The 18,128-nt window shown below is 68.6% G+C and carries 16 protein-coding genes and 1 other RNA gene; 6 read left to right on the top strand and 11 right to left on the bottom strand.

Annotated elements, in window-relative coordinates:
- The first annotated feature begins 170 nt into the window (after nucleotides 1-170).
- Genes OHA11_RS29025 through OHA11_RS29005 form a run of 5 tightly spaced genes read left to right on the top strand, consistent with a single transcriptional unit; the run spans nucleotide 171 to nucleotide 6,621 of the window.
- Nucleotides 171-1,469 (top strand): ABC transporter substrate-binding protein, encoded by a 1,299-nt coding sequence (locus OHA11_RS29025; protein ID WP_266501367.1) that lies wholly within the window; start codon nucleotides 171-173, stop codon nucleotides 1,467-1,469.
- Nucleotides 1,466-2,470 (top strand): carbohydrate ABC transporter permease, encoded by a 1,005-nt coding sequence (locus tag OHA11_RS29020; protein ID WP_266501365.1) that lies wholly within the window; start codon nucleotides 1,466-1,468, stop codon nucleotides 2,468-2,470. The genes OHA11_RS29025 and OHA11_RS29020 overlap by 4 nt, the downstream gene beginning before the upstream one ends.
- 53 nt (nucleotides 2,471-2,523) lie before the next feature.
- Nucleotides 2,524-3,288, top strand: a complete 765-nt coding sequence (locus tag OHA11_RS29015) for a carbohydrate ABC transporter permease (protein WP_266507533.1) — start codon at nucleotides 2,524-2,526, stop codon at nucleotides 3,286-3,288.
- Nucleotides 3,289-3,322: 34 nt separating this feature from the next.
- Nucleotides 3,323-5,605: an alpha-xylosidase gene (yicI, locus tag OHA11_RS29010; RefSeq protein WP_266501362.1), complete on the top strand. Its 2,283-nt coding sequence runs from the start codon at nucleotides 3,323-3,325 to the stop codon at nucleotides 5,603-5,605.
- A 2-nt stretch (nucleotides 5,606-5,607) separates the two neighbouring features.
- The gene (locus OHA11_RS29005) at nucleotides 5,608-6,621 is read left to right on the top strand and encodes a LacI family DNA-binding transcriptional regulator (protein WP_266501360.1); all 1,014 of its coding nucleotides are present in this window, start codon (nucleotides 5,608-5,610) and stop codon (nucleotides 6,619-6,621) included.
- 133 nt (nucleotides 6,622-6,754) lie between these two features.
- Here OHA11_RS29005 and dacB read toward each other — a convergent pair whose 3' ends face one another.
- The 6 genes from dacB to ftsE all read right to left on the bottom strand — a co-directional run bounded on the left by dacB (nucleotide 6,755) and on the right by ftsE (nucleotide 12,626).
- Nucleotides 6,755-8,374: a D-alanyl-D-alanine carboxypeptidase/D-alanyl-D-alanine-endopeptidase gene (dacB, locus tag OHA11_RS29000; protein WP_266501358.1), complete on the bottom strand. Its 1,620-nt coding sequence runs from the start codon at nucleotides 8,372-8,374 to the stop codon at nucleotides 6,755-6,757.
- Between the two features lie 129 nt (nucleotides 8,375-8,503).
- Nucleotides 8,504-8,891, bottom strand: a transfer-messenger RNA (tmRNA) gene (gene ssrA / locus OHA11_RS28995).
- Nucleotides 8,892-9,019: 128 nt separating this feature from the next.
- Nucleotides 9,020-9,553 (bottom strand): SsrA-binding protein SmpB, encoded by a 534-nt coding sequence (gene smpB / locus OHA11_RS28990; protein ID WP_266507532.1) that lies wholly within the window; start codon nucleotides 9,551-9,553, stop codon nucleotides 9,020-9,022.
- Between the two features lie 146 nt (nucleotides 9,554-9,699).
- Nucleotides 9,700-10,863 carry a S41 family peptidase gene (locus OHA11_RS28985; RefSeq protein WP_266501355.1) on the bottom strand — a complete coding sequence of 388 codons (1,164 nt, stop codon included), beginning with the start codon at nucleotides 10,861-10,863 and terminating at the stop codon, nucleotides 9,700-9,702.
- Between the two features lie 67 nt (nucleotides 10,864-10,930).
- Nucleotides 10,931-11,848, bottom strand: coding sequence for a permease-like cell division protein FtsX (ftsX, locus tag OHA11_RS28980; RefSeq protein WP_266501353.1), 918 nt, complete (start codon nucleotides 11,846-11,848; stop codon nucleotides 10,931-10,933).
- Between the two features lie 88 nt (nucleotides 11,849-11,936).
- Entirely contained in the window at nucleotides 11,937-12,626 is a 690-nt protein-coding gene (gene ftsE, locus OHA11_RS28975) for a cell division ATP-binding protein FtsE (RefSeq protein ID WP_266501350.1), read from the bottom strand.
- Nucleotides 12,627-13,009: 383 nt separating this feature from the next.
- Between ftsE and OHA11_RS28970 the strand changes: the two genes are divergently transcribed.
- On the top strand, nucleotides 13,010-13,201 hold the full coding sequence (locus tag OHA11_RS28970; RefSeq protein WP_217453454.1) for a hypothetical protein: 192 nt from the start codon (nucleotides 13,010-13,012) through the stop codon (nucleotides 13,199-13,201).
- Nucleotides 13,202-13,357: 156 nt separating this feature from the next.
- On the opposite strand, the gene OHA11_RS28965 is transcribed toward OHA11_RS28970, so the two are convergent.
- The 5 genes from OHA11_RS28965 to OHA11_RS28945 all read right to left on the bottom strand — a co-directional run bounded on the left by OHA11_RS28965 (nucleotide 13,358) and on the right by OHA11_RS28945 (nucleotide 18,042).
- Nucleotides 13,358-13,972: an LPXTG cell wall anchor domain-containing protein gene (locus OHA11_RS28965; RefSeq protein ID WP_266501340.1), complete on the bottom strand. Its 615-nt coding sequence runs from the start codon at nucleotides 13,970-13,972 to the stop codon at nucleotides 13,358-13,360.
- Nucleotides 13,973-14,277: 305 nt separating this feature from the next.
- Nucleotides 14,278-15,384: a peptide chain release factor 2 gene (gene prfB, locus OHA11_RS28960; RefSeq protein ID WP_266501338.1), complete on the bottom strand. Its 1,107-nt coding sequence runs from the start codon at nucleotides 15,382-15,384 to the stop codon at nucleotides 14,278-14,280.
- A gap of 220 nt (nucleotides 15,385-15,604) precedes the next feature.
- Nucleotides 15,605-16,270: a response regulator transcription factor gene (locus tag OHA11_RS28955; RefSeq protein WP_266501336.1), complete on the bottom strand. Its 666-nt coding sequence runs from the start codon at nucleotides 16,268-16,270 to the stop codon at nucleotides 15,605-15,607.
- 48 nt (nucleotides 16,271-16,318) lie between these two features.
- Nucleotides 16,319-17,608, bottom strand: a complete 1,290-nt coding sequence (locus OHA11_RS28950; RefSeq protein WP_266501335.1) for a sensor histidine kinase — start codon at nucleotides 17,606-17,608, stop codon at nucleotides 16,319-16,321.
- Between the two features lie 62 nt (nucleotides 17,609-17,670).
- The gene (locus tag OHA11_RS28945) at nucleotides 17,671-18,042 is read right to left on the bottom strand and encodes a hypothetical protein (protein WP_266501334.1); all 372 of its coding nucleotides are present in this window, start codon (nucleotides 18,040-18,042) and stop codon (nucleotides 17,671-17,673) included.
- Between the last annotated feature and the right edge of the window lie 86 nt (nucleotides 18,043-18,128).

Raw genomic sequence — 18,128 nt, 5'->3', positions numbered from 1 at the left:
AGCCGCCCGCGTTCACGAAACCCTGCCCAATTCACGCGCACCCCATTGACGCGCCCGCAGCCCCCACATACCTTCCCATCGTCGAAGCGCTTCGACGTCACGCATCGAATCGATTCGATGAACGCTGCGTGAGGTCCCGATACCCCATCCGACTCCCCTGGAGGCACTGGATGTCGACGACACGAAGGCGTGTGCTGGCGACGGCTGCGGCGGTGCTGAGCGGAACCCTGCTGCTGGCCTCCTGCGGCGGCGGCTCCGGCAGCGGATCCGCCGACGGGAAGACGCTCAAGCTGTGGCACTACGAGGGGCCCGACAGCGCGATGGGCCTGGCCTGGAACGAGGCCATCAAGGAGTTCGAGAGGACCCATCCGGGCGTCGAGGTGAAGTTCGAGGAGAAGGGCTTCGAACAGATCCAGAAGACGGCCCCGATGGTCCTCAACTCCAACGACGCGCCCGACCTCATGGAGTACAACAAGGGCAACGCGACGGCCGGACACCTCTCCCAGCAGGGGCTTCTCACCGACCTGACCGCGGAGGCCACCAAGCGCGGCTGGGACAAGAAGCTCAGCGCCGGTGTGCGGACCACGAGCCAGTACGACGCCAAGGGCGTGATGGGTTCCGGGAAGTGGTACGGGATCCCCAACTACGCCGAGTACACGATGGTGTTCTACAACAAGGACCTCTTCAAGAAGTACGGGATCGCCGAGCCGAAGACCTTCGACGAACTGACCGCCGCCATGGACAGGTTCGTCGACGAGGGCATCACCCCGCTCGCCAACGCGGGCGCCGAGTACGTGGCCCAGCAGTACCTCTACCAGCTGGCCCTGTCGAAGGCCGACCGCGCCTGGGTGGACTCGTACGAGCTCTACAAGGGCAAGCCCGACTTCCACGACGCCGCCTGGACGTACGGCGCGGAGACCTTCGCGGACTGGGTGAAGAAGGGCTACATCAGCGAGAAGTCCACCGGTACGAAGGCGGAGGACGCCGGGGTCTCCTTCATCCAGGGCAAGAGTCCCATCCTGTTCTCGGGCAGCTGGTGGTACGGCCGCTTCGTCGCGGAGAGCAAGGTCGACTGGGGCACCTTCCTGTGGCCCGGCTCGAACATGACGCTCGGCTCCGGCGGCAACCTCTGGGTGGTCCCCAAGGGCGCCGAGAACAAGGACCTGGCGTACGACTTCATCGACATCACCATGTCGAAGAAGATCCAGAACCTGCTCGGCAACAAGGGCGGCATCCCGGTGGCCGCCGACCCGGCCGCCATCACCGACCCGCGGTCCAAGGACCTCATCGCCAACTTCAACACCCTCGCCGAGCGGGACGGTCTGGCGTTCTACCCCGACTGGCCGGTCGCCGGCTTCTACGACGTGCTCGTCTCCGAGACCCAGAAGCTGATCACGGGCACCGCGAAACCGGACGCCTACCTGGACGCGGTGCGGGAGGCGTACGACAAGGGCGTACAGGCCCCATGACGGTCACGGTCGAACGGCGCGGCAGGGGCGGCCGGTTCGGGGGCGGCCGGTTCAAAGGAGGCCGGATCGTCGAAGCGCATCAACACGCGAAACACCCGCGCCGACCCCGCGACTCGTACGCGCTGTTCCTGCTCCCCGGAGTGCTCGCCTTCTTCGCCATCATCGTCGTGCCGTTCCTGATGAACACGGGCGTGAGCTTCACCGAGTGGCAGGGCGTCGGTTCCCCGAAGTGGACCGGGCTCGCCAACTACCGGGAGCTGATGGACGATTCGGAGTTCTGGGCGTCCTTCCGGCACAGCCTGTTCATGGTCGTGGCGATGGCGGCCGTACCGACCGTCGTCGGACTCGTCCTGGCCGCCGCCCTGTTCGACTTCGTCGGCAAGCACTTCGGCAGCAGGACGGTCGCCGTGCTGCGGGCCTGCTTCTATCTGCCGCAGGTCCTGCCGATCGCGGTCGCGGGCATCGTGTGGAGCTGGATCCTCGCGCCGGAGAACGGCTCGCTGAACGAGCTCCTGAAGGCCATCGGCCTCGGCAGCCTCCAACAGGACTGGCTCGGCGACCCCGACCTCGCCCTCTACACCGTCATGGGCGTGATGGTCTGGGTGCAGCTCGGCTTCCCGCTCGTCGTCTTCATGGCGGGCCTGCAACGCGTCGACCCGCAGCTGTACGAGGCCGCCGAACTGGACGGCGCCGGCTGGTGGCGGCGGTTCTGGCACATCACGCTGCCGCAGATCAGGCCCGAGATCTACGTCGTGCTCCTGTGGTGCACGATCGCCGCGCTCAAGGTGTTCGGGGCGGTGTACGTACTCACGAAGGGCGGGCCCGGCGGCACCACGAACGTCCCCTCCTACTTCTCCTTCACCACCTTCTTCGAGAAGACGCAGGTGGGCTACGGAGCGGCGATCTCCACGGTCCTGACCGTGATCATCCTCGTCCTCGCCCTCGCGGGACTGAAGCTCCAGACCCGCGCCGAAGACGCCGAGGAAGGGCTCCGAGTGTGACCGCCCTACGCCGCTATCCCGTCCTCATCGCCCTGTTCATCGGCGCCCTCTTCATGGTCCTGCCCTTCCTGATCGTCGCCGTCAACGCGGTGAAGTCGCCCGCCGAGTACTCGTCGAACGGCCCGCTCAGCCTTCCCGAGGGCGTCTACCTCGACGGTCTGAAGGACTTCTGGGAGCGCGTCGACTTCGGGCAGAAGCTGGTCAACTCGGTCCTCATCAGCGGGTCGGTGGCCCTGGGCGCCGTCGTCCTGTCGGTCCTCAACGCGTACGCGATCGGCATCGGCCGCATCAAGGGCCGCACCTGGGTGCTCGCCTTCTTCGTGCTCGCGAACATGCTGCCGCAGGAGGCGCTGGTCTACCCGGTCTACTACCTGAGCAAGGAAGTCGGCCTGTACGACACCAGACTGAGCGTGATCATCGTCTTCACCGTGATCCAGGCCGCCTTCGGCACGTATCTCCTCGCCTCCGTCCTCGGACAGTTCCCGCGCGAGATCATCGAGGCCGCCCGGATCGACGGGGCGAACAAGTGGCAGGTGCTGTGGCGGATCGTGGTGCCGGTCAGCCGCCCCACCATCGGCGTACTCCTCGTCTTCTTCTTCATCTGGACCTGGAACGAGTTCCTGCTCCCCCTGGTCATGCTGATCTCCAACGACAACCAGACCGTGTCGGTGGCCCTCGGCGTCCTCCAGGGCCAGCGCCTGATGGACGCCACGATGACGAACGCTGCCGCGCTTCTGGGCGTCCTGCCCGCTCTTGTCTTCTTCCTTGTCTTCCAGCGGACGCTCACCCGCGGCATCGCCGTGGGAGCGCTCAAGTGACCGCCCTGAGCGCGGTCGAGTAAGGGGTGTGCGTGTGAAGTTCACCGACGGCTACTGGTTGCTGCGCGACGGCGTGAGCGCGGCCCATCCGGTCGAGGTCCTCGATGTGACCGCCGGGCAGGGCGCGTTGGAGATCCACGCGCCGACCCAGCCCATCCGCCACCGCGGCGACCTGCTGAAGGGACCGGTCGTGACGATCAGCGCGCACGCGCCGATGCCGGACGTCATCGGCGTCACGTTCACGCACTTCGAGGGCGAGGAGTCGCGCGGGCCCCAATTCGAGCTGGGGAGGGAGGAGTTCGCAGCGCACGCCGAGTACGACGAGGAGTCCGCGACCCTCACCGCGGGCGCCTTGTCCGTGCGAGTGAGCCGCACCGGACCCTGGCACGTCGACTTCCTCGCCGACGGCCGCACGCTGACCACCAGCGGCGCCAAGGGCATGGGCATCATGCGGGACTCGGGCACGGGCGGCCACTATCTGCGCGAGCAGCTCAACCTCGGTGTGGGCACACAGGTCTACGGACTCGGCGAGCGCTTCGGGCCGCTCGTCAAGAACGGCCAGGTCGTCGACATGTGGAACGCCGACGGGGGCACGGCCACGGAACAGGCGTACAAGAACGTGCCGTTCTATCTGACGGACGCGGGCTACGGCGTGTTCGTCGACCATCCGGGCAGGGTGTCGTTCGAGGTCGGCTCGGAAACGGTGTCCCGGGTCCAATTCAGCGCCGAGACACAGAAGTTGACGTACTACGTCATCTACGGCCCGACCCCGAAGGACATCATCCGCAAATACACGGCCCTCACCGGCCGTCCGGCGCTGCCGCCCGCCTGGTCGTTCGGGCTGTGGCTGTCGACGTCCTTCACCACGTCGTACGACGAGACGACCGTGACCTCCTTCATCGACGGCATGAAGGAGCGTGAACTCCCGCTCTCCGTCTTCCACTTCGACTGTTTCTGGATGCGGGAGTTCAACTGGTGCGACTTCGAGTGGGATCCGCGGGTCTTCCCGGACCCGGAGGGGATGCTGGCCCGCCTCAAGGAGCGCGGGCTGCACATCAGCGTCTGGATCAACCCGTACATCGCGCAGCGCTCACCACTGTTCGCGGAGGGCAAGGCCCTCGGACACCTGCTGAAGCGGCCGGACGGCAGCGTCTGGCAGTGGGACCTGTGGCAACCGGGCATGGCACTGGTCGACTTCACCAGTGAGGCCGCCCGCGACTGGTACGCGTCGAAGCTGGAGGCGCTGCTCGCGCAGGGCGTCGACTGCTTCAAGACCGACTTCGGGGAGCGGGTCCCGCTCGACGTGGCGTACGCGGACGGCGGCGACCCCGAGCGGATGCACAACTACTACACCTACCTCTACAACCGGACCGTCTTCGACGTGCTGCGCAAGCACCGGGGCGAGGCGGAGGCCGTCGTCTTCGCGCGCTCGGCGACCGCCGGCAGCCAGAAGTTCCCCGTGCACTGGGGCGGCGACTGCGAGGCGACGTACGAGTCGATGGCCGAGTCGCTGCGCGGCGGCCTGTCGCTCGGCCTGTCCGGGTTCGGCTACTGGAGCCACGACATCGGCGGCTTCGAGGGCACCCCGACACCGGCCCTGTTCAAACGGTGGCTCGCCTTCGGCATGCTCTCCTCGCACAGCCGCCTGCACGGCAGCTCCTCCTACCGGGTGCCATGGCTCTTCGACGAGGAGGCCGTGGACGTCCTGCGCCTGTTCACCCGGCTGAAGCTGCGCCTCATGCCGTATCTGTACGAGGCCGCCCGCACCGCGCACGCGGAGGGGGTGCCGATGATGCGCGCGATGCTCCTGGAGTTCCCGGACGACCCCGGGTGCGCGCACCTGGAACGGCAGTACATGCTCGGCCCGGACCTGCTGGTCGCCCCGGTGTTCTCCGACGAGGGGGACGTCTCGTACTACGTGCCCGAGGGCACCTGGACGCACTTCCTCAGCGGCCGGCCGGTGACCGGTCCGCGCTGGGTCCGCGAGAAGCACGGCTTCTCCAGCGTGCCGCTGCTGGTCAGGCCGGGCGCGGTGATCCCGGTGGGAGCCGTGGACGACCGGCCGGACTATCCGTACGCGGACGGCGTGACCCTGCACGCGTACGGGCTCGATCACGGCGCGCAGGTCACGGTGCCCGTGGACGGCGTGACCTTCACCGTCGTACGCGAGGGGGACACCCTGCGGGCCTCGTCGAGCGACCCGTCGGCGCCCTGGGCGCTGGCGGCAGGAGAACGGGTGGCGCGGGCGAAGGCCGGGACCGGGTTCCTCTCCCTCGACCTGGGACCCGAGCCGGCAGCCGCGCAGGAGCGGGGCTGAGCATGGTGAAGATCACCGACGTGGCACGGCACGCGGGGGTGTCCGCCAGTACCGTCTCGTACGCGCTGAGCGGCAAGCGCCCGATCTCCGAGGAGACCCGGCAGCGCATCGAGGACAGCATCCGCGAACTGGGCTACCGGCCGCACGCGGGCGCCCGGGCCCTCGCGAGCAGTCGGTCGAACGTGCTCGCGCTGGTGGTGCCGTTACGGGCCGGCATCCATGTGCCGGTGGTGATGCAGTTCGCGGTGTCCGTGGTGACGGCCGCGCGCCGGCACGACCACGACGTACTGCTGCTCACGCAGGAGGAGGGCGAGGAGGGGCTGCGGCGGGTCGCGGACACGGCCCTCGTGGACGCGCTGATCGTGATGGACGTCCAACTCCACGACCGGCGGCTGCCGTTGCTGCGCGCCCTGGACCGGCCGTCGGTACTCATCGGCTTCCCGGCCGAGCCCGCCGGGCTGACCTGCATAGACCTGGACTTCACGGCGGCGGGCGAACTGTGCGTCGAGCATCTGGCGGGCCTCGGACACCGGGTGATCGGCCTGGTGGGCTCACCGCCCGAGGTGTACGTACGGGAGACGGGGTTCGCCCAGCGGGTGGTCCAGGGTTTCACGGCCGCGGCCGACCGGGGCGGGCTGTCCTCCTCGGTGCACCCGTGCGAGGCGGCGCCCGCGGCGGCCCGTCAGGTCGCCGAGCAACTCCTGCGGGAGCGGCCCGCGTTGACGGGTGTCGTGGTGCACAACGAGCCGGTCCTGGAGCCGCTGATCGACGCGTTCGAGGCACTCGGCCTACGGGTGCCCGGGGATCTGTCGGTGACGGCGATCTGCCCGGACGAGGTGGCCGAGCGGGCCCGCGTCCCCGTCACCTCGATCGATCTGCCGACCGCCGAGGTGGGCGCCGGAGCGGTGGAACTGCTGATGAGGAAGCTCGGCGGCGCCTCTGCCGTACCGGAGGCGACCCTGCTGTCACCACGGCTGACCGTGCGGTCGAGCACGGCCCGCCGAACGACCGCGTGATGAGTCACCACTGCGTGACGACCGGAGGCGGACCGGCGACGAGGTAGTGCGGCCGCGGCCCGGGACACCGAAAAGGCGCCCCGGGCCGCGGCTCGCTACTCCCTGAGCACTCGCTCAGCGCTCCCTCACTCGCTCAGCACTCCCCCGACTTGCTCCACGAGCACTCCAGGCCCGCGTCCTGCTCGGCTCCCTCGGCCCGCTCGGCGCTCCGCGTGCTGCTGCCCGGCTTCACGAGTACCGCCTCGTCCGCCGTGGACCGCGCCAGCGTCACCACGATCGCGTCCTCCAGCGGCTTCACGGTCGAGGCGAGGTAGTTGTTGAGCACGATGCTGTAGACGAGTTCACGTCCGCCCGCGTCCTTCACGTACCCGGAGAGCCCGGAAGCCCCCGTCAACGACCCCGTTTTGCCGCGGGCGTTGAGCGCAGCGGGCGTCCCGCACATCCGGGTCCGCAGGGTGCCGCCCACGAAGCGGTCGGGGTCGCAGGCGACCGGCAGGGACTTGTACCAGTCGGCGTACCAGGGCTCGGCCCGCACGGCGAGCAGCAGCTTGGCGAACTGACCGGCGGGGATGTTGTTCATCCGGGAGAGCCCCGATCCGTCGACCTGCCGCAGCTTGCCCGTGTCGACGCCGACACCCTTCAGGTACCCGCGCACGGCGGCGATCCCGGCGCTCCAGCTCCCCTCCCCCGAGACCTTGCGGCCCATGGCCTTGGTGAGGATCTCGGCGTGCATGTTGTTCGACAGCTTCATGAAGGGGATCAGCAGGTCCTTCAGCGGCATGGAGGTGTGCGAGGCGAGCTGCCGCGCCGCCGCGGGCGTGGCGTGCCCGAGCCGCGTCGACCCGGTCACCTTCACCCCGTGCGCGGTGAGCGCGTCGCGGAACACGGCGGCCGCGTACCCGGTGGGCTCCCACACGCTCACCCATTCCGAGGTACCGGAGCCGCCCACCGGTGTCGTACCGCTGACGACGATCGTGTTGCCGCCGTGCTCCCGCTCCACGGTGAGGTCGTTCGCGCCGCCCGCGGCGACGGTCGTGGCCCGCACGTCGATGTCCACGTACTTCGTCTTCGGGGTGACGGTGACCCGGGGCTCGTCACCGGCCGCCGCGCCGGGTGCGACCTGCACGATCACCGAACCGGTGTCGTAGTCCGTGTCCGGTGCGACACTCAGCGCGCTGATCTGCGCCGAGTAGTACGCGGACTCGTCGTCGGAGGCCCAGGAGGGGCCGAGGCGGTTGCGGTCGAAGCGGGTGTCGTCGGCGAGCAGCCGCCCGTCGACGCGGGTGATGCCCGCCTCGGCGATGCGTGCGGCCAGGGCGTCGTAGTCCTTGGCCAGGGCGGTCGGGTCGCCGGTGCCGCGCAGGTACAGGTCGCCGCTCAGTACGGAGCCGGCCTGCCGCCCGGTCGTCAGAACGTCCGTGGTGAACGTGTAGTCCGGTCCGAGGATCTCCATCGCTGCCGCCGAGGTGAGCAGCTTGGTGTTGGAGGCGGGCATCAGCCGCAGGGTGGGCTGCCGCTGGTACAGCACGTCACCGCTCACGGCGTCGGCGATCACGACACTCGCCGCACCGCCCTCCAGCCTCGCGTCCCCCAGGATGGTGTCGACGGCCTCGGGCAGCCCACTGCTCCCGGCATCGGCCCCGGCCGGCCCACTCGACCCGAGCCCCGCCACCACCAGGCCCAGGACAACGGCCCAGGTCCACTGATACACACGGGAGTTGTGAGATCTCTTGGGTCTTCCCACTCTTCTCATGCCACAGGAGCATCCCGGATGACGGGCCCCAAGAACAGTACGCGCGCCACAACGCTGGGACACGGATACGGGTACGGACACGACGAAGGCCCCGCTGCCTGGGCAGCGGGGCCTTCGTTTAACATGGGAAAGTGGAGATGGCGGGAATCGAACCCGCGTCCACCGGTGCAGAATCAGGGCTTCTCCGAGCGCAGTTCGCTGTGATTTTCTCGGCCCCGGAGATCTCGCGAACAAGTCTCCGACGGGCCCAGTCACTGTTTGATTTCCCACCGAACCCCGTGACCGGGCTCGGCGGTTTAGTTCCCTAGATTATGCCAGGATCCGGGTCGGGAACACCCCCGGGCTGACACCCTTTTAGGGTCCTTCAGTCGCTGTTATTAGGCAGCGAGGGCGAAGGACTGGGAATCGCTCTTGGAATTGGCGATTATTGGTTGCGACATATGGTTAACGAGATCATTGCCGCTTCCTCGGCTCGCTTCCCCTGCTTCGACAGCCGCTGTCGAAACCGATCATCCCCATGTTGTGTTTTCAAAGCCGGGTCTTTCGACCCACGCGCCCTCGGTGAGGCGCTGACGCCATCGTACGTGACCAACGTGCGCACATGCCACCGCATTCCCGGCCGCCGCGCGCCCACGGGCCCGCCCGCTACTGGCCCCGCTGCTTCCGCTTGGCCGCGGCGATCGCCCGGTCCGACTCCCGCCGGTCCTGCTTCTCCCGCAGGGTCTGCCTCTTGTCGTACTCCTTCTTGCCGCGGGCGAGCGCGATCTCGGCCTTCGCCCGGCCGTCTTTGAAGTACAGCGCGAGGGGCACGATCGTGTGCCCGGTCTCGTCGGACTTCGACGCCAGCTTGTCGATCTCCTCGCGGTGCAGGAGCAGCTTGCGCTTGCGGCGCACGGAGTGATTGGTCCACGTGCCCTGGCTGTACTCCGGGATGTGGGCGTTGTGCAGCCACGCCTCGTTCCCGTCGATCTGGACGAAGCCGTCGGTCAGCGAGGCCCGGCCCTGGCGCAGCGACTTCACCTCCGTGCCGGTCAGGACGAGCCCGGCCTCGTAGGTGTCGACGATCGCGTAGTCGTGCCGCGCCTTCTTGTTCTGCGCGACGATCTTGCGCTTGCCGTCCTTGACCTTGCCGGAGGTACCCCCTCCCTGCTTCGGCTGGGACTCTTTCGGTACGTACATGCCCTTGCTCATAGTGCTGGCCATTTTCGCACTAGAGAGGGGTCGGAGGGAAAGCCGATTACGAAGGCCGCGAAGTGTCGGCCCCGAAGGCCGCGAACCGTCGGTCCAGAAGACTGTGCCGGTCGGATACGTTCAGCTACATTCGGCTACGAAGGGTCGCCGAGCCCGCTCAGTACGGTCTCGGCCCGCTCCAGCGCGCCGTCCTCGACCTCCAGGTCGGGGGTGAGGCCGCGGCCGTCGACCCCGCGTCCGGAGGGGGTGCGGTAGTGCCCGACGGTCAGCTCGGCGACGGAACCGCCGGGCAGCCGGCTCGGCATCTGGACCGAACCCTTGCCGAACGTCTTGGACCCCACGACCAGCGCGCGACCGCGGTCCTGAAGGGCTCCCGTGAGAAGCTCGGCCGCGCTCATCGTGCCGCCGTCGACGAGCGCGACCAGGGGTCTGGTGGTGTCCCCGCCGGGATCGGCGTGCAGGGCGCGCTCGTCGCCGTTCACGTCGTACGTGGCGACGAGGCCGCCGTCGAGGAAGGCGGAGGCACCGGTGACGGCCTCGGTGACCAGGCCGCCGGAGTTCCCGCGCAGGTCGAGCACGATCCCGGCGGCGGGGGAGTCGGCCACGGCGGTCCGTACGCGGTCGCCGGAGCCCTTGGTGAACGCGGCGACCTTGATCACGGTGACGCCGCCGGGCAGTTCGCGGACCGTCACGGAGTCGGTGGACAGGCGCGCCCGGCGCAGGGTCTCGCTCCACGCGCGCGTGCCGCGCTCCAGGCCAAGGGTGACGGTGGTGCCGGCGGTCGCGTCGGTGGCGTCGCCGCGCAGTAAGGAGACGACCTCGGTAACCGGTCTGCCGTCGACCCGGCGGCCGTCGACACTGCGCAGCCGGTCGCCCTTGCGGATCCCGGCGGCCTGCGCGGGTGAGCCGGACTGCACCCGGCTCACCTCTATCCGTCCGTCACGCTCGCGCCGGGCCCACAGGCCGACGCCGGTGTACTGGCCGTCGAGGGCTTCCTCGAACTCCTCGTACTCGCCCTGGGAGTAGACCGCGCCCCAGCGGTCGCCGCTGCGGCTGACGGCCCGCTCGGCGGCCTCGACCGGGGACTTGCCGTCGGCCATCGCCTCGGCGGCGGCGTCGGCGACGTCCTCCTGGTGGCCCGCCGGGGCGGACCGGGCCGACGAGGATGTGCTTTTCCGGCCTGTGGTGTCGAACGAGCCGGTCGCGGCGCCCGCCGCGAGAACGCTCGTGAAGACCAACGTCAGGGCCGCCCCGCGGCCGAAGCGGCGGGGCTGACAGAACAGGTCACGGCCTGACATGCCGGTGAGTCTAGGACAACGAGAAGGGCCGTACCGGCGCTTGCCGGTACGGCCCTCTTGTCATGCGTCACACCTTCAGGTACTTGCGCAACGCGAAGAACGCGGCAAGAGCGGGCATCAGCAGACTCGTCGCGAGGATGAGCGGCAGCTTCGTGAGAACGGCGTCCCAGCCGATGAAGTTGATCAGATTCAGCTTCTCCGACAGGGCCAGCCCATGATCGATGATGAAGTACCGGGCGATCAGCAGGAAGGCACACGCGACCCCGCCACCGATGAGCCCGGCGACCGCGGCCTCCATGATGAACGGCGCCTGGATGTAGAAGCCCGAGGCGCCCACCAGGCGCATGATCCCGGTCTCACGCCGACGGCTGAAGGCGGAGACGCGCACCGTGTTGACGATCAGCATCAGCGCGACGACGAGCATCATCGCCATCACCGCGCGGGCGGCCCAGTTCATGCCGTTGAGAAGCCCGAAGAGGTTGTCGAGGATGCCCTTCTGGTCCTGCACGGACTGCACGCCGTCACGGCCGTCGAAGGCGGTCGCGATGACCTGGTACTTCTCCGGGTCCTTCAGCTTGATGCGGAAGGACTCCTGCATCTGGTCCGGGGTGAGCGAGGCGGCCAGCGGGGAGTCGCCGAACTGCTCCTTGTAGTGCTTGTACGCCTGGTCGCTGGACTCGTGCGAGACGGTCTCGACGACGGACATCTTGTCGAGGTCGGTCTCGATCTGCTTCTTCTGCTCGGTGGTGACCGCTCCCTTGGCGCAGTTGGGGTCGGACTCCGCGTCGCTCTTGTTGCAGAGGAAGATCGAGACGTTGACCTTGTCGTACCAGTAGCCCTTCATCGTGCTCACCTGGTCGCTCATCAGGAGCGAACCGCCGAACAGGGCTAGGGACAGGGCGACCGAGACGACGACCGCGAAGGTCATCGTCAGATTGCGGCGGAGACCGACACCGATCTCCGACAGAACGAACTGGGCGCGCATGGCGTCTTCTCAGGCCTTTCCGTGGCGGATGCGTGGGGAGTCCTCCCTCTGCTCTGCGGTGGCGCCGAGAGCGTGAGGGAGGTCGCGGTCAGTGCTGGTAGCCGTACACGCCGCGCGCCTGGTCGCGGACTAGTCGGCCCTTCTCCAGCTCGATGACGCGCTTGCGCATCTGGTCCACGATGTTCTGGTCGTGCGTCGCCATCAACACGGTCGTGCCCGTCCGGTTGATCCGGTCGAGCAGCTTCATGATGCCGACGGAGGTCTGCGGGTCGAGGTTTCCGGTCGGCTCGTCGGCGATGAGCAGCTTGGGCCGGTTCACGAAGGCTCTCGCGATCGCGACGCGCTGCTGCTCACCACCGGACAGCTCACCGGGCATCCGCTCCTCCTTGCCGCCGAGCCCGACGAGGTCGAGCACCTGGGGCACGGACTTGCGGATCTCGCCGCGTGACTTGCCGATGACCTCCTGCGCGAACGCGACGTTCTCGGCGACCGTCTTGTTCGGCAGGAGCCGGAAGTCCTGGAACACCGTCCCGAGCTGGCGGCGCATCTGCGGCACCTTCCAGTTGGAGAGGCGCGCGAGGTCCTTGCCCAGCACGTGCACCTGGCCGTGGCTGGTCCGCTCCTCGCGGAGGATCAGCCGCAGGAAGGTGGACTTTCCGGAGCCGGAGGACCCCACCAGGAACACGAACTCACCACGCTCGACCTCCAGGGAGACATCCCTGAGAGCGGGGCGGGTCTGCTTGGGGTAGACCTTGGATACGTTGTCGAATCGGATCACGGATGCACCACAGGCCGTCGGGGGTATCGGGGTTAGATGAGCGTGACCATACGCGACCCGGGTACACGCGCGCAGTCGCCGAGAGAGGTTGCGCAAGGGTTGTGCGCTTTTGTACGGGGCAACCTTTGAGGGGGGATGGGGCGGGGGCGCGCCCCCGCCAGGGGCGCGGGGCTGTATCGATATGCGGCTCCGCCGCGTGGGCGCGACCAGCCACACACGGCCTGTAGCCGCGAGACAACGCAAGCCACCCCTCAGGAGGCGCCCCGCCCAGCCCCCGCACAAGAACCCGCGCACCCTCCGGAGGAACCTGGCACAGTGGAGGGGGAACGTATCCGTTCCCGAGAGCGTTGTGTACGTGGAACCGGTGCAAGGAGGGCGAGCGCATGACGTACGACCGGCTGGTGTGCGCGAACTGTGCCGCGCCCGTGAACGAAGGCCGCTGCCCCGTCTGCCGCGCGAACCGCGCCCGGCTGCAGCAGGAGGGCCCCTTCGGAGGCCTCAATCCCATGGCGCTGATCGCCCTGCTCGCCGTACTGATCGCGGCGGTGGCCCTGCTGGCCCACCAGACCGCGTAGGACGCGCGCGAGGCACAGCGGGGCACACACAAGGCCCGAGGCACGGCGGCGGAGAAGCAACGAGAAGGGCCCGGAGCTCCAGGAGCTCCGGGCCCTTCTCACACACTCACGCGGCTACGTACAGGACATCCGCCGGGACGTCCCTCGGGACATCCGTCAGGCAGCGGCGCCGCGGCCGTTCATGAGGCGGGGCAGCATACGGAAGCCGATGCCGCCGGCGATCATCGTCGCGGCGCCGATCAGCAGGAACGTGATGTTCTCGGCGGCGCCGGTCTCGGCCAGCTCGCCGCCGGTGCCCTGGGCGGAGGTGTCCGAACCGGTGTCGGTCAGGGCCTCCTTGCCCGCGCCCTGCTCGACCGGCTTGGAGCCGCCGTCGGGGTCGTTGTCGTTGCCGCCGGTGGTACCGCCGTTGCCGTTGCCCGGGTCGGTCGGCTCATCGGTGCCCGGGTCGGTCGGCTCGTCCGTGGGCTCGGTCGGCTCGTCCGTCGGCTCTTCGGTGCCCGGGTCGGTCGGCTCGTCCGTGGGATCCGTCGGGATCACCGTCGGCTCGTCGGTCGGCTCCTCGGTGCCCGGGTCGGTGGGTGTGGGGTCGTCGACACCGATGCCGACACCGACACCCTTCTCGTCGACGCTGGCGCCGACGTTCAGACCGGCCACGTTGACACCGACGTCGAGGGCCGAGGCGGCACCGGCGGCGGTCATCGAAGCACCGGCGGCGATCACCGCGCCGGCGGCTATCCGCGCGATCCGGATGCGCGTCTTCTTGGTCATCTGGTTGCTACCCCCAGTAGCTCATCGTCAATGGTGCAGCGCCCGGGGCCGCGACAGTCGGGGAAAGCTCAGTGAAGTCCCCGGTTCACATGCGCCCCAGAGATACGCATGCCGCGCGTCAGCCTTCCCACTTTTCAAAGCAACGTCAAGGTCGTTGCGACCGCGATGTCCCGATCCAGCTCATTTGACCGGCACAGTGTCATGTGAGTGTGATGTAAAACCCAGACATTGGGCTGCACAAAGGGCAACCGCCGTCCCGTGGACGGCAGTTGCCCTGTCGACAAAACGATGTCCGGCAATGTCGCTTACTTCTCCTGCTGCTTGCGCCAGCGAATTCCGGCCTCCAGGAACCCATCGATCTCGCCATTGAAAACGGCCTCGGGGTTTCCGACTTCGAACTCCGTGCGCAGGTCCTTGACCATTTGGTACGGATGCAGGACGTACGAACGCATCTGGTTGCCCCAGGAGTTGCCGCCGTCGCCCTTGAGGGCGTCCATCTTGGCCTGCTCCTCCTGCCGGCGCCGGTCGAGGAGCTTGGCCTGCAGCACGTTCATCGCGGACGCCTTGTTCTGGATCTGCGACCGCTCGTTCTGACAGGAGACGACGATGCCGGTGGGGAGGTGGGTGAGCCGCACCGCGGAGTCGGTCGTGTTGACGCCCTGGCCGCCGGGCCCGGACGACCGGTACACGTCCACCCGGAGCTCGGACTCGTCGATCTCGATGTGATCGGTCTGCTCGACGACGGGCAGCACCTCCACACCCGCGAACGACGTCTGCCGCCGCCCCTGGTTGTCGAAGGGCGAGATCCGCACCAGGCGGTGCGTGCCCTGCTCCACCGACAGCGTCCCGTACGCGTACGGGATCTGGACGGCGAAGGTGGTCGACTTGATGCCGGCCTCTTCCGCGTAAGAGGTCTCGTAGACCTCCGTCTTGTATCCGTGCTGCTCGGCCCAGCGCAGGTACATGCGCTGCAGCTTCTCGGCGAAGTCGGCGGCGTCGACGCCGCCGGCCTCCGCGCGGATGTTGACGAGCGCCTCGCGGGAGTCGTACTCCCCGGAGAGCAGCGTCCGGACCTCCATCTCGTCCAGCGCCTTCTTGACGGCGGTGAGCTCGGTCTCGGCCTCGGCGCGGGTGTCCGGGTCGTCCTCCTCCTCGGCCATCTCGAAGAGGACGCTGAGATCATCGATACGCCCGCGGAGCGCTTCGGCCTTGCGCACCTCCGCCTGGAGGTGGCTCAGCTTGCTGGTGATCTTCTGCGCTTCGTCCGGGTCGTCCCACAGGGACGGCGCCGCCGCCTGCTCCTCGAGCACGGCGATGTCTGCCCTCAGCCTGTCGAGGTCCAGGACGGCCTCGATCGACTCCATGGTCGAGGAGAGGGACTTGAGCTCTTCGGATACATCGACGACTGCCACGCGTCCAGCGTAACGGCTCCACGAAGCGGCTCCGCCGGTGGAACGGGGGTCAGTGTTTGCGGGGCTCGGTTTGTCGGGTGCGGGCCCGGTGGGGGCTGGTCGCTCCCCACTCTCGGCTTCTCCCCCACTCTCGGCTTCGCTCGAGCGGGGGACCCCCATCGCGGCGGAGCCGCACATGGCACAGCCACGCGCCCCGTGAGGGCACGGATGAACGACACGCTCACTTCACGGTACGGATGAGTCCCGACTCGTAGGCGTACACGACCAGTTGAACCCGGTCGCGCAGATCGAGCTTCGTCAGCATGCGGCCGATGTGGGTCTTGACCGTGCCTTCCGCGATGAAGAGCTGTACGGCGATCTCGGCGTTGGACAGGCCCTGTGCCACGTGGAGCAGGACCTCGCGTTCCCGGTCGGTGAGGGGGGACGGGGCGTCCTCCGAGGACGGGGCGGCCGGGGTGAGCTGGTGGGCGAAGCGGTCGAGGAGGCGGCGGGTGATCCGGGGGGCGACCACGGCGTCACCGTTCGCGACCGAGGTGATCGCCGTGATCAGGTCGCTCGGCGGGGAGTTCTTGAGCAGGAAACCGCTGGCACCGGCCTGCAGCGCGGCGAAGGCGTCCTCGTCGGTGTCGAAGGTGGTGAGGACGAGCACCTTGGGCGGGTCGACGGACTCGGCCAGCAGCCGACGGGTGGCCTCCACGCCGTCGAGGACAGGCATCCGGATGTCCATGACAACTACGTCGGCCGGTGTCCGAGCCAGCAGCCTCAGGGCCTCTTCGCCGTCACCGGCCTCGCCGACCACCGTGATGTCCGGCTGCTTCGAGAGCACCATGCGGAAGCCGGCCCGCACCAACGGCTGGTCGTCGACGATTACGACCTTGATGGCCATACAGCCCGCTTTCGTACCTTGACCTTGCGAAGCCATGGCCGGCCTCGCTCATCGTGCTCGCTGGGTTTCGCGCACCCTATCGGGGTGGGTGCCCTTGAACGGAATGGTGGCGCTGACGCGCCAGCCCCCTCCGAGCCGCGCGCCCGACTCGATCGTCCCGCCGTGGACCGCGACCCGCTCTCGCATGCCCACCAGCCCGTGCCCACCGGAAGCGACGCCCACCCCGGCATCCGTGGCGAGCTGCCCGGCGCCGTCGTCGGTGACGACCACCGTGACCTTGTCCGGCGCGTAGAGGAGGCGGACGTCCACCGCGGGCGAGGCTCCCGCGTGGCGCAGCACGTTGGTGAGTGCTTCCTGGACGATCCGGTAGACGGTGAGCTGCTCCGCGGCACTGATGCCGGAGGCATCCCCGGTGACATGCAGCTCGGCCCGCAGTCCGCCGGCGCGGGCCCGTTCCACCAGGGTGCCGATCTCGTCGACGGTGTTGACGCGGCGGTCCGCGTCGGGGAGCGTGCGGGTGCCCCGCAGAATGCCGACGATCAGGTGCATGTCCTCCAGGGCGTCCCGGCCCGTCGAGGCGATCACTTCCAGGGCGCCGCGCGCCTGCTCGGACTCCGGGTCGAGGATGCACGCCGCCCCGTCGGCCTGGACGATCATCACCGACAGCCCGTGCGCCACGACGTCGTGGAGCTCGCGCGCGATGGCCGCCCGTTCGTCGGCCGCGACAAGCTGCGCCAGATGGTCGCGGTCCCGCTCGGCGAGGGCGGCCCGTTCCTCCAGCGCCCGCAGCGTCTCGTCACGGGCGCGCATCGCGTAGCCGGCCATCCACACCCCCGAACAGACAGTGACGTAGAGAAGGGCCGGGCCCGCCCCCTCGGAGAAGTCCAGCTGGAGGAGCTGGAACCCGACGCCTGTCCCGATCACCACCGCGGCCAGCACCGAGGAGCGCATGTCCCGCCCGTACCGGACCACGGAGTACATGGCGACGAGCGTCGCCACGTCCACCGGAAGGGCCCGGGGGTCGAGGAACACCACCTGGCACAGCGCGAGTGCCGCCACCGCCGCCAGCACCTGGACCGGGCGGCGGCGGCGCCACAGCAGGGCCGCCACCATGGCAAGGCTGTTGATCAGCAGGGCGGGAGAGTCCAGTCCGGCCAGCATGGGCAGCGCGAACATGCCCGTGACGCAGGCCACCAGGCTGTCGAACACCACCGACCTGCACGACCGCCGGGGAGCGGGGTGCGGGAGAGCCCCGGCCGGTGGGGCGTCTCCGGTACCGGGCGCGTTGCCGCCGTCCGGCGGGGCACCGGTCTCCGATGAGTTCGGCGTCCGATCCATCGGATGGTCTTCCTCTCTCGGGGTGATGCCGTGGTGCGCGGAGCGGGCCCCGACCGGCAGCCTCAGTCTTCGAGCTTCGCGGTGCAGGTCACCTTCTGCCCGGGCTTCCCCTTCTGTTCGGTCTTCTTACCCTCGACAAGGATTTCGCACGTGGCGGTGCCGTCCTTCGCGGGCACCACGGTCAGGACCGCCTCGCCATGCTCCCCGACCCGCAGAATCTTCCAGGGCAGGGTCGGCTTGGACTCCACGCTCGGCTCCGCCTTCCCTCCCTCTCGGCTGGTGTCGGGCAGGGAGTAGGAAATCGACTCGACCTTGTCGCCGGTCACCTTCATTTCCACTTCCCAGGCGCCGCCGCTCCTGTCGAGGAGGCCACAGCTAGTCGTCAGCACTCCCGCCGTCAGGGTAATCGCCGCGATCGACATCATCCTGCGCATGCTCTCTCCTCCGAAACGTCATTCGATGTGGCCGCAACACTAGGGAGGAGCTCAGGTCGGCGTCGTCCGGACCAGGACAGATCTGA

Origin of the sequence: Streptomyces sp. NBC_00878, from assembly GCF_026341515.1 — a bacterium.
GTDB lineage: Bacteria > Actinomycetota > Actinomycetes > Streptomycetales > Streptomycetaceae > Streptomyces.
Note: the sequence above shows the minus strand (reverse complement) of the source record. Positions and strands in the feature narration are given on the sequence as shown.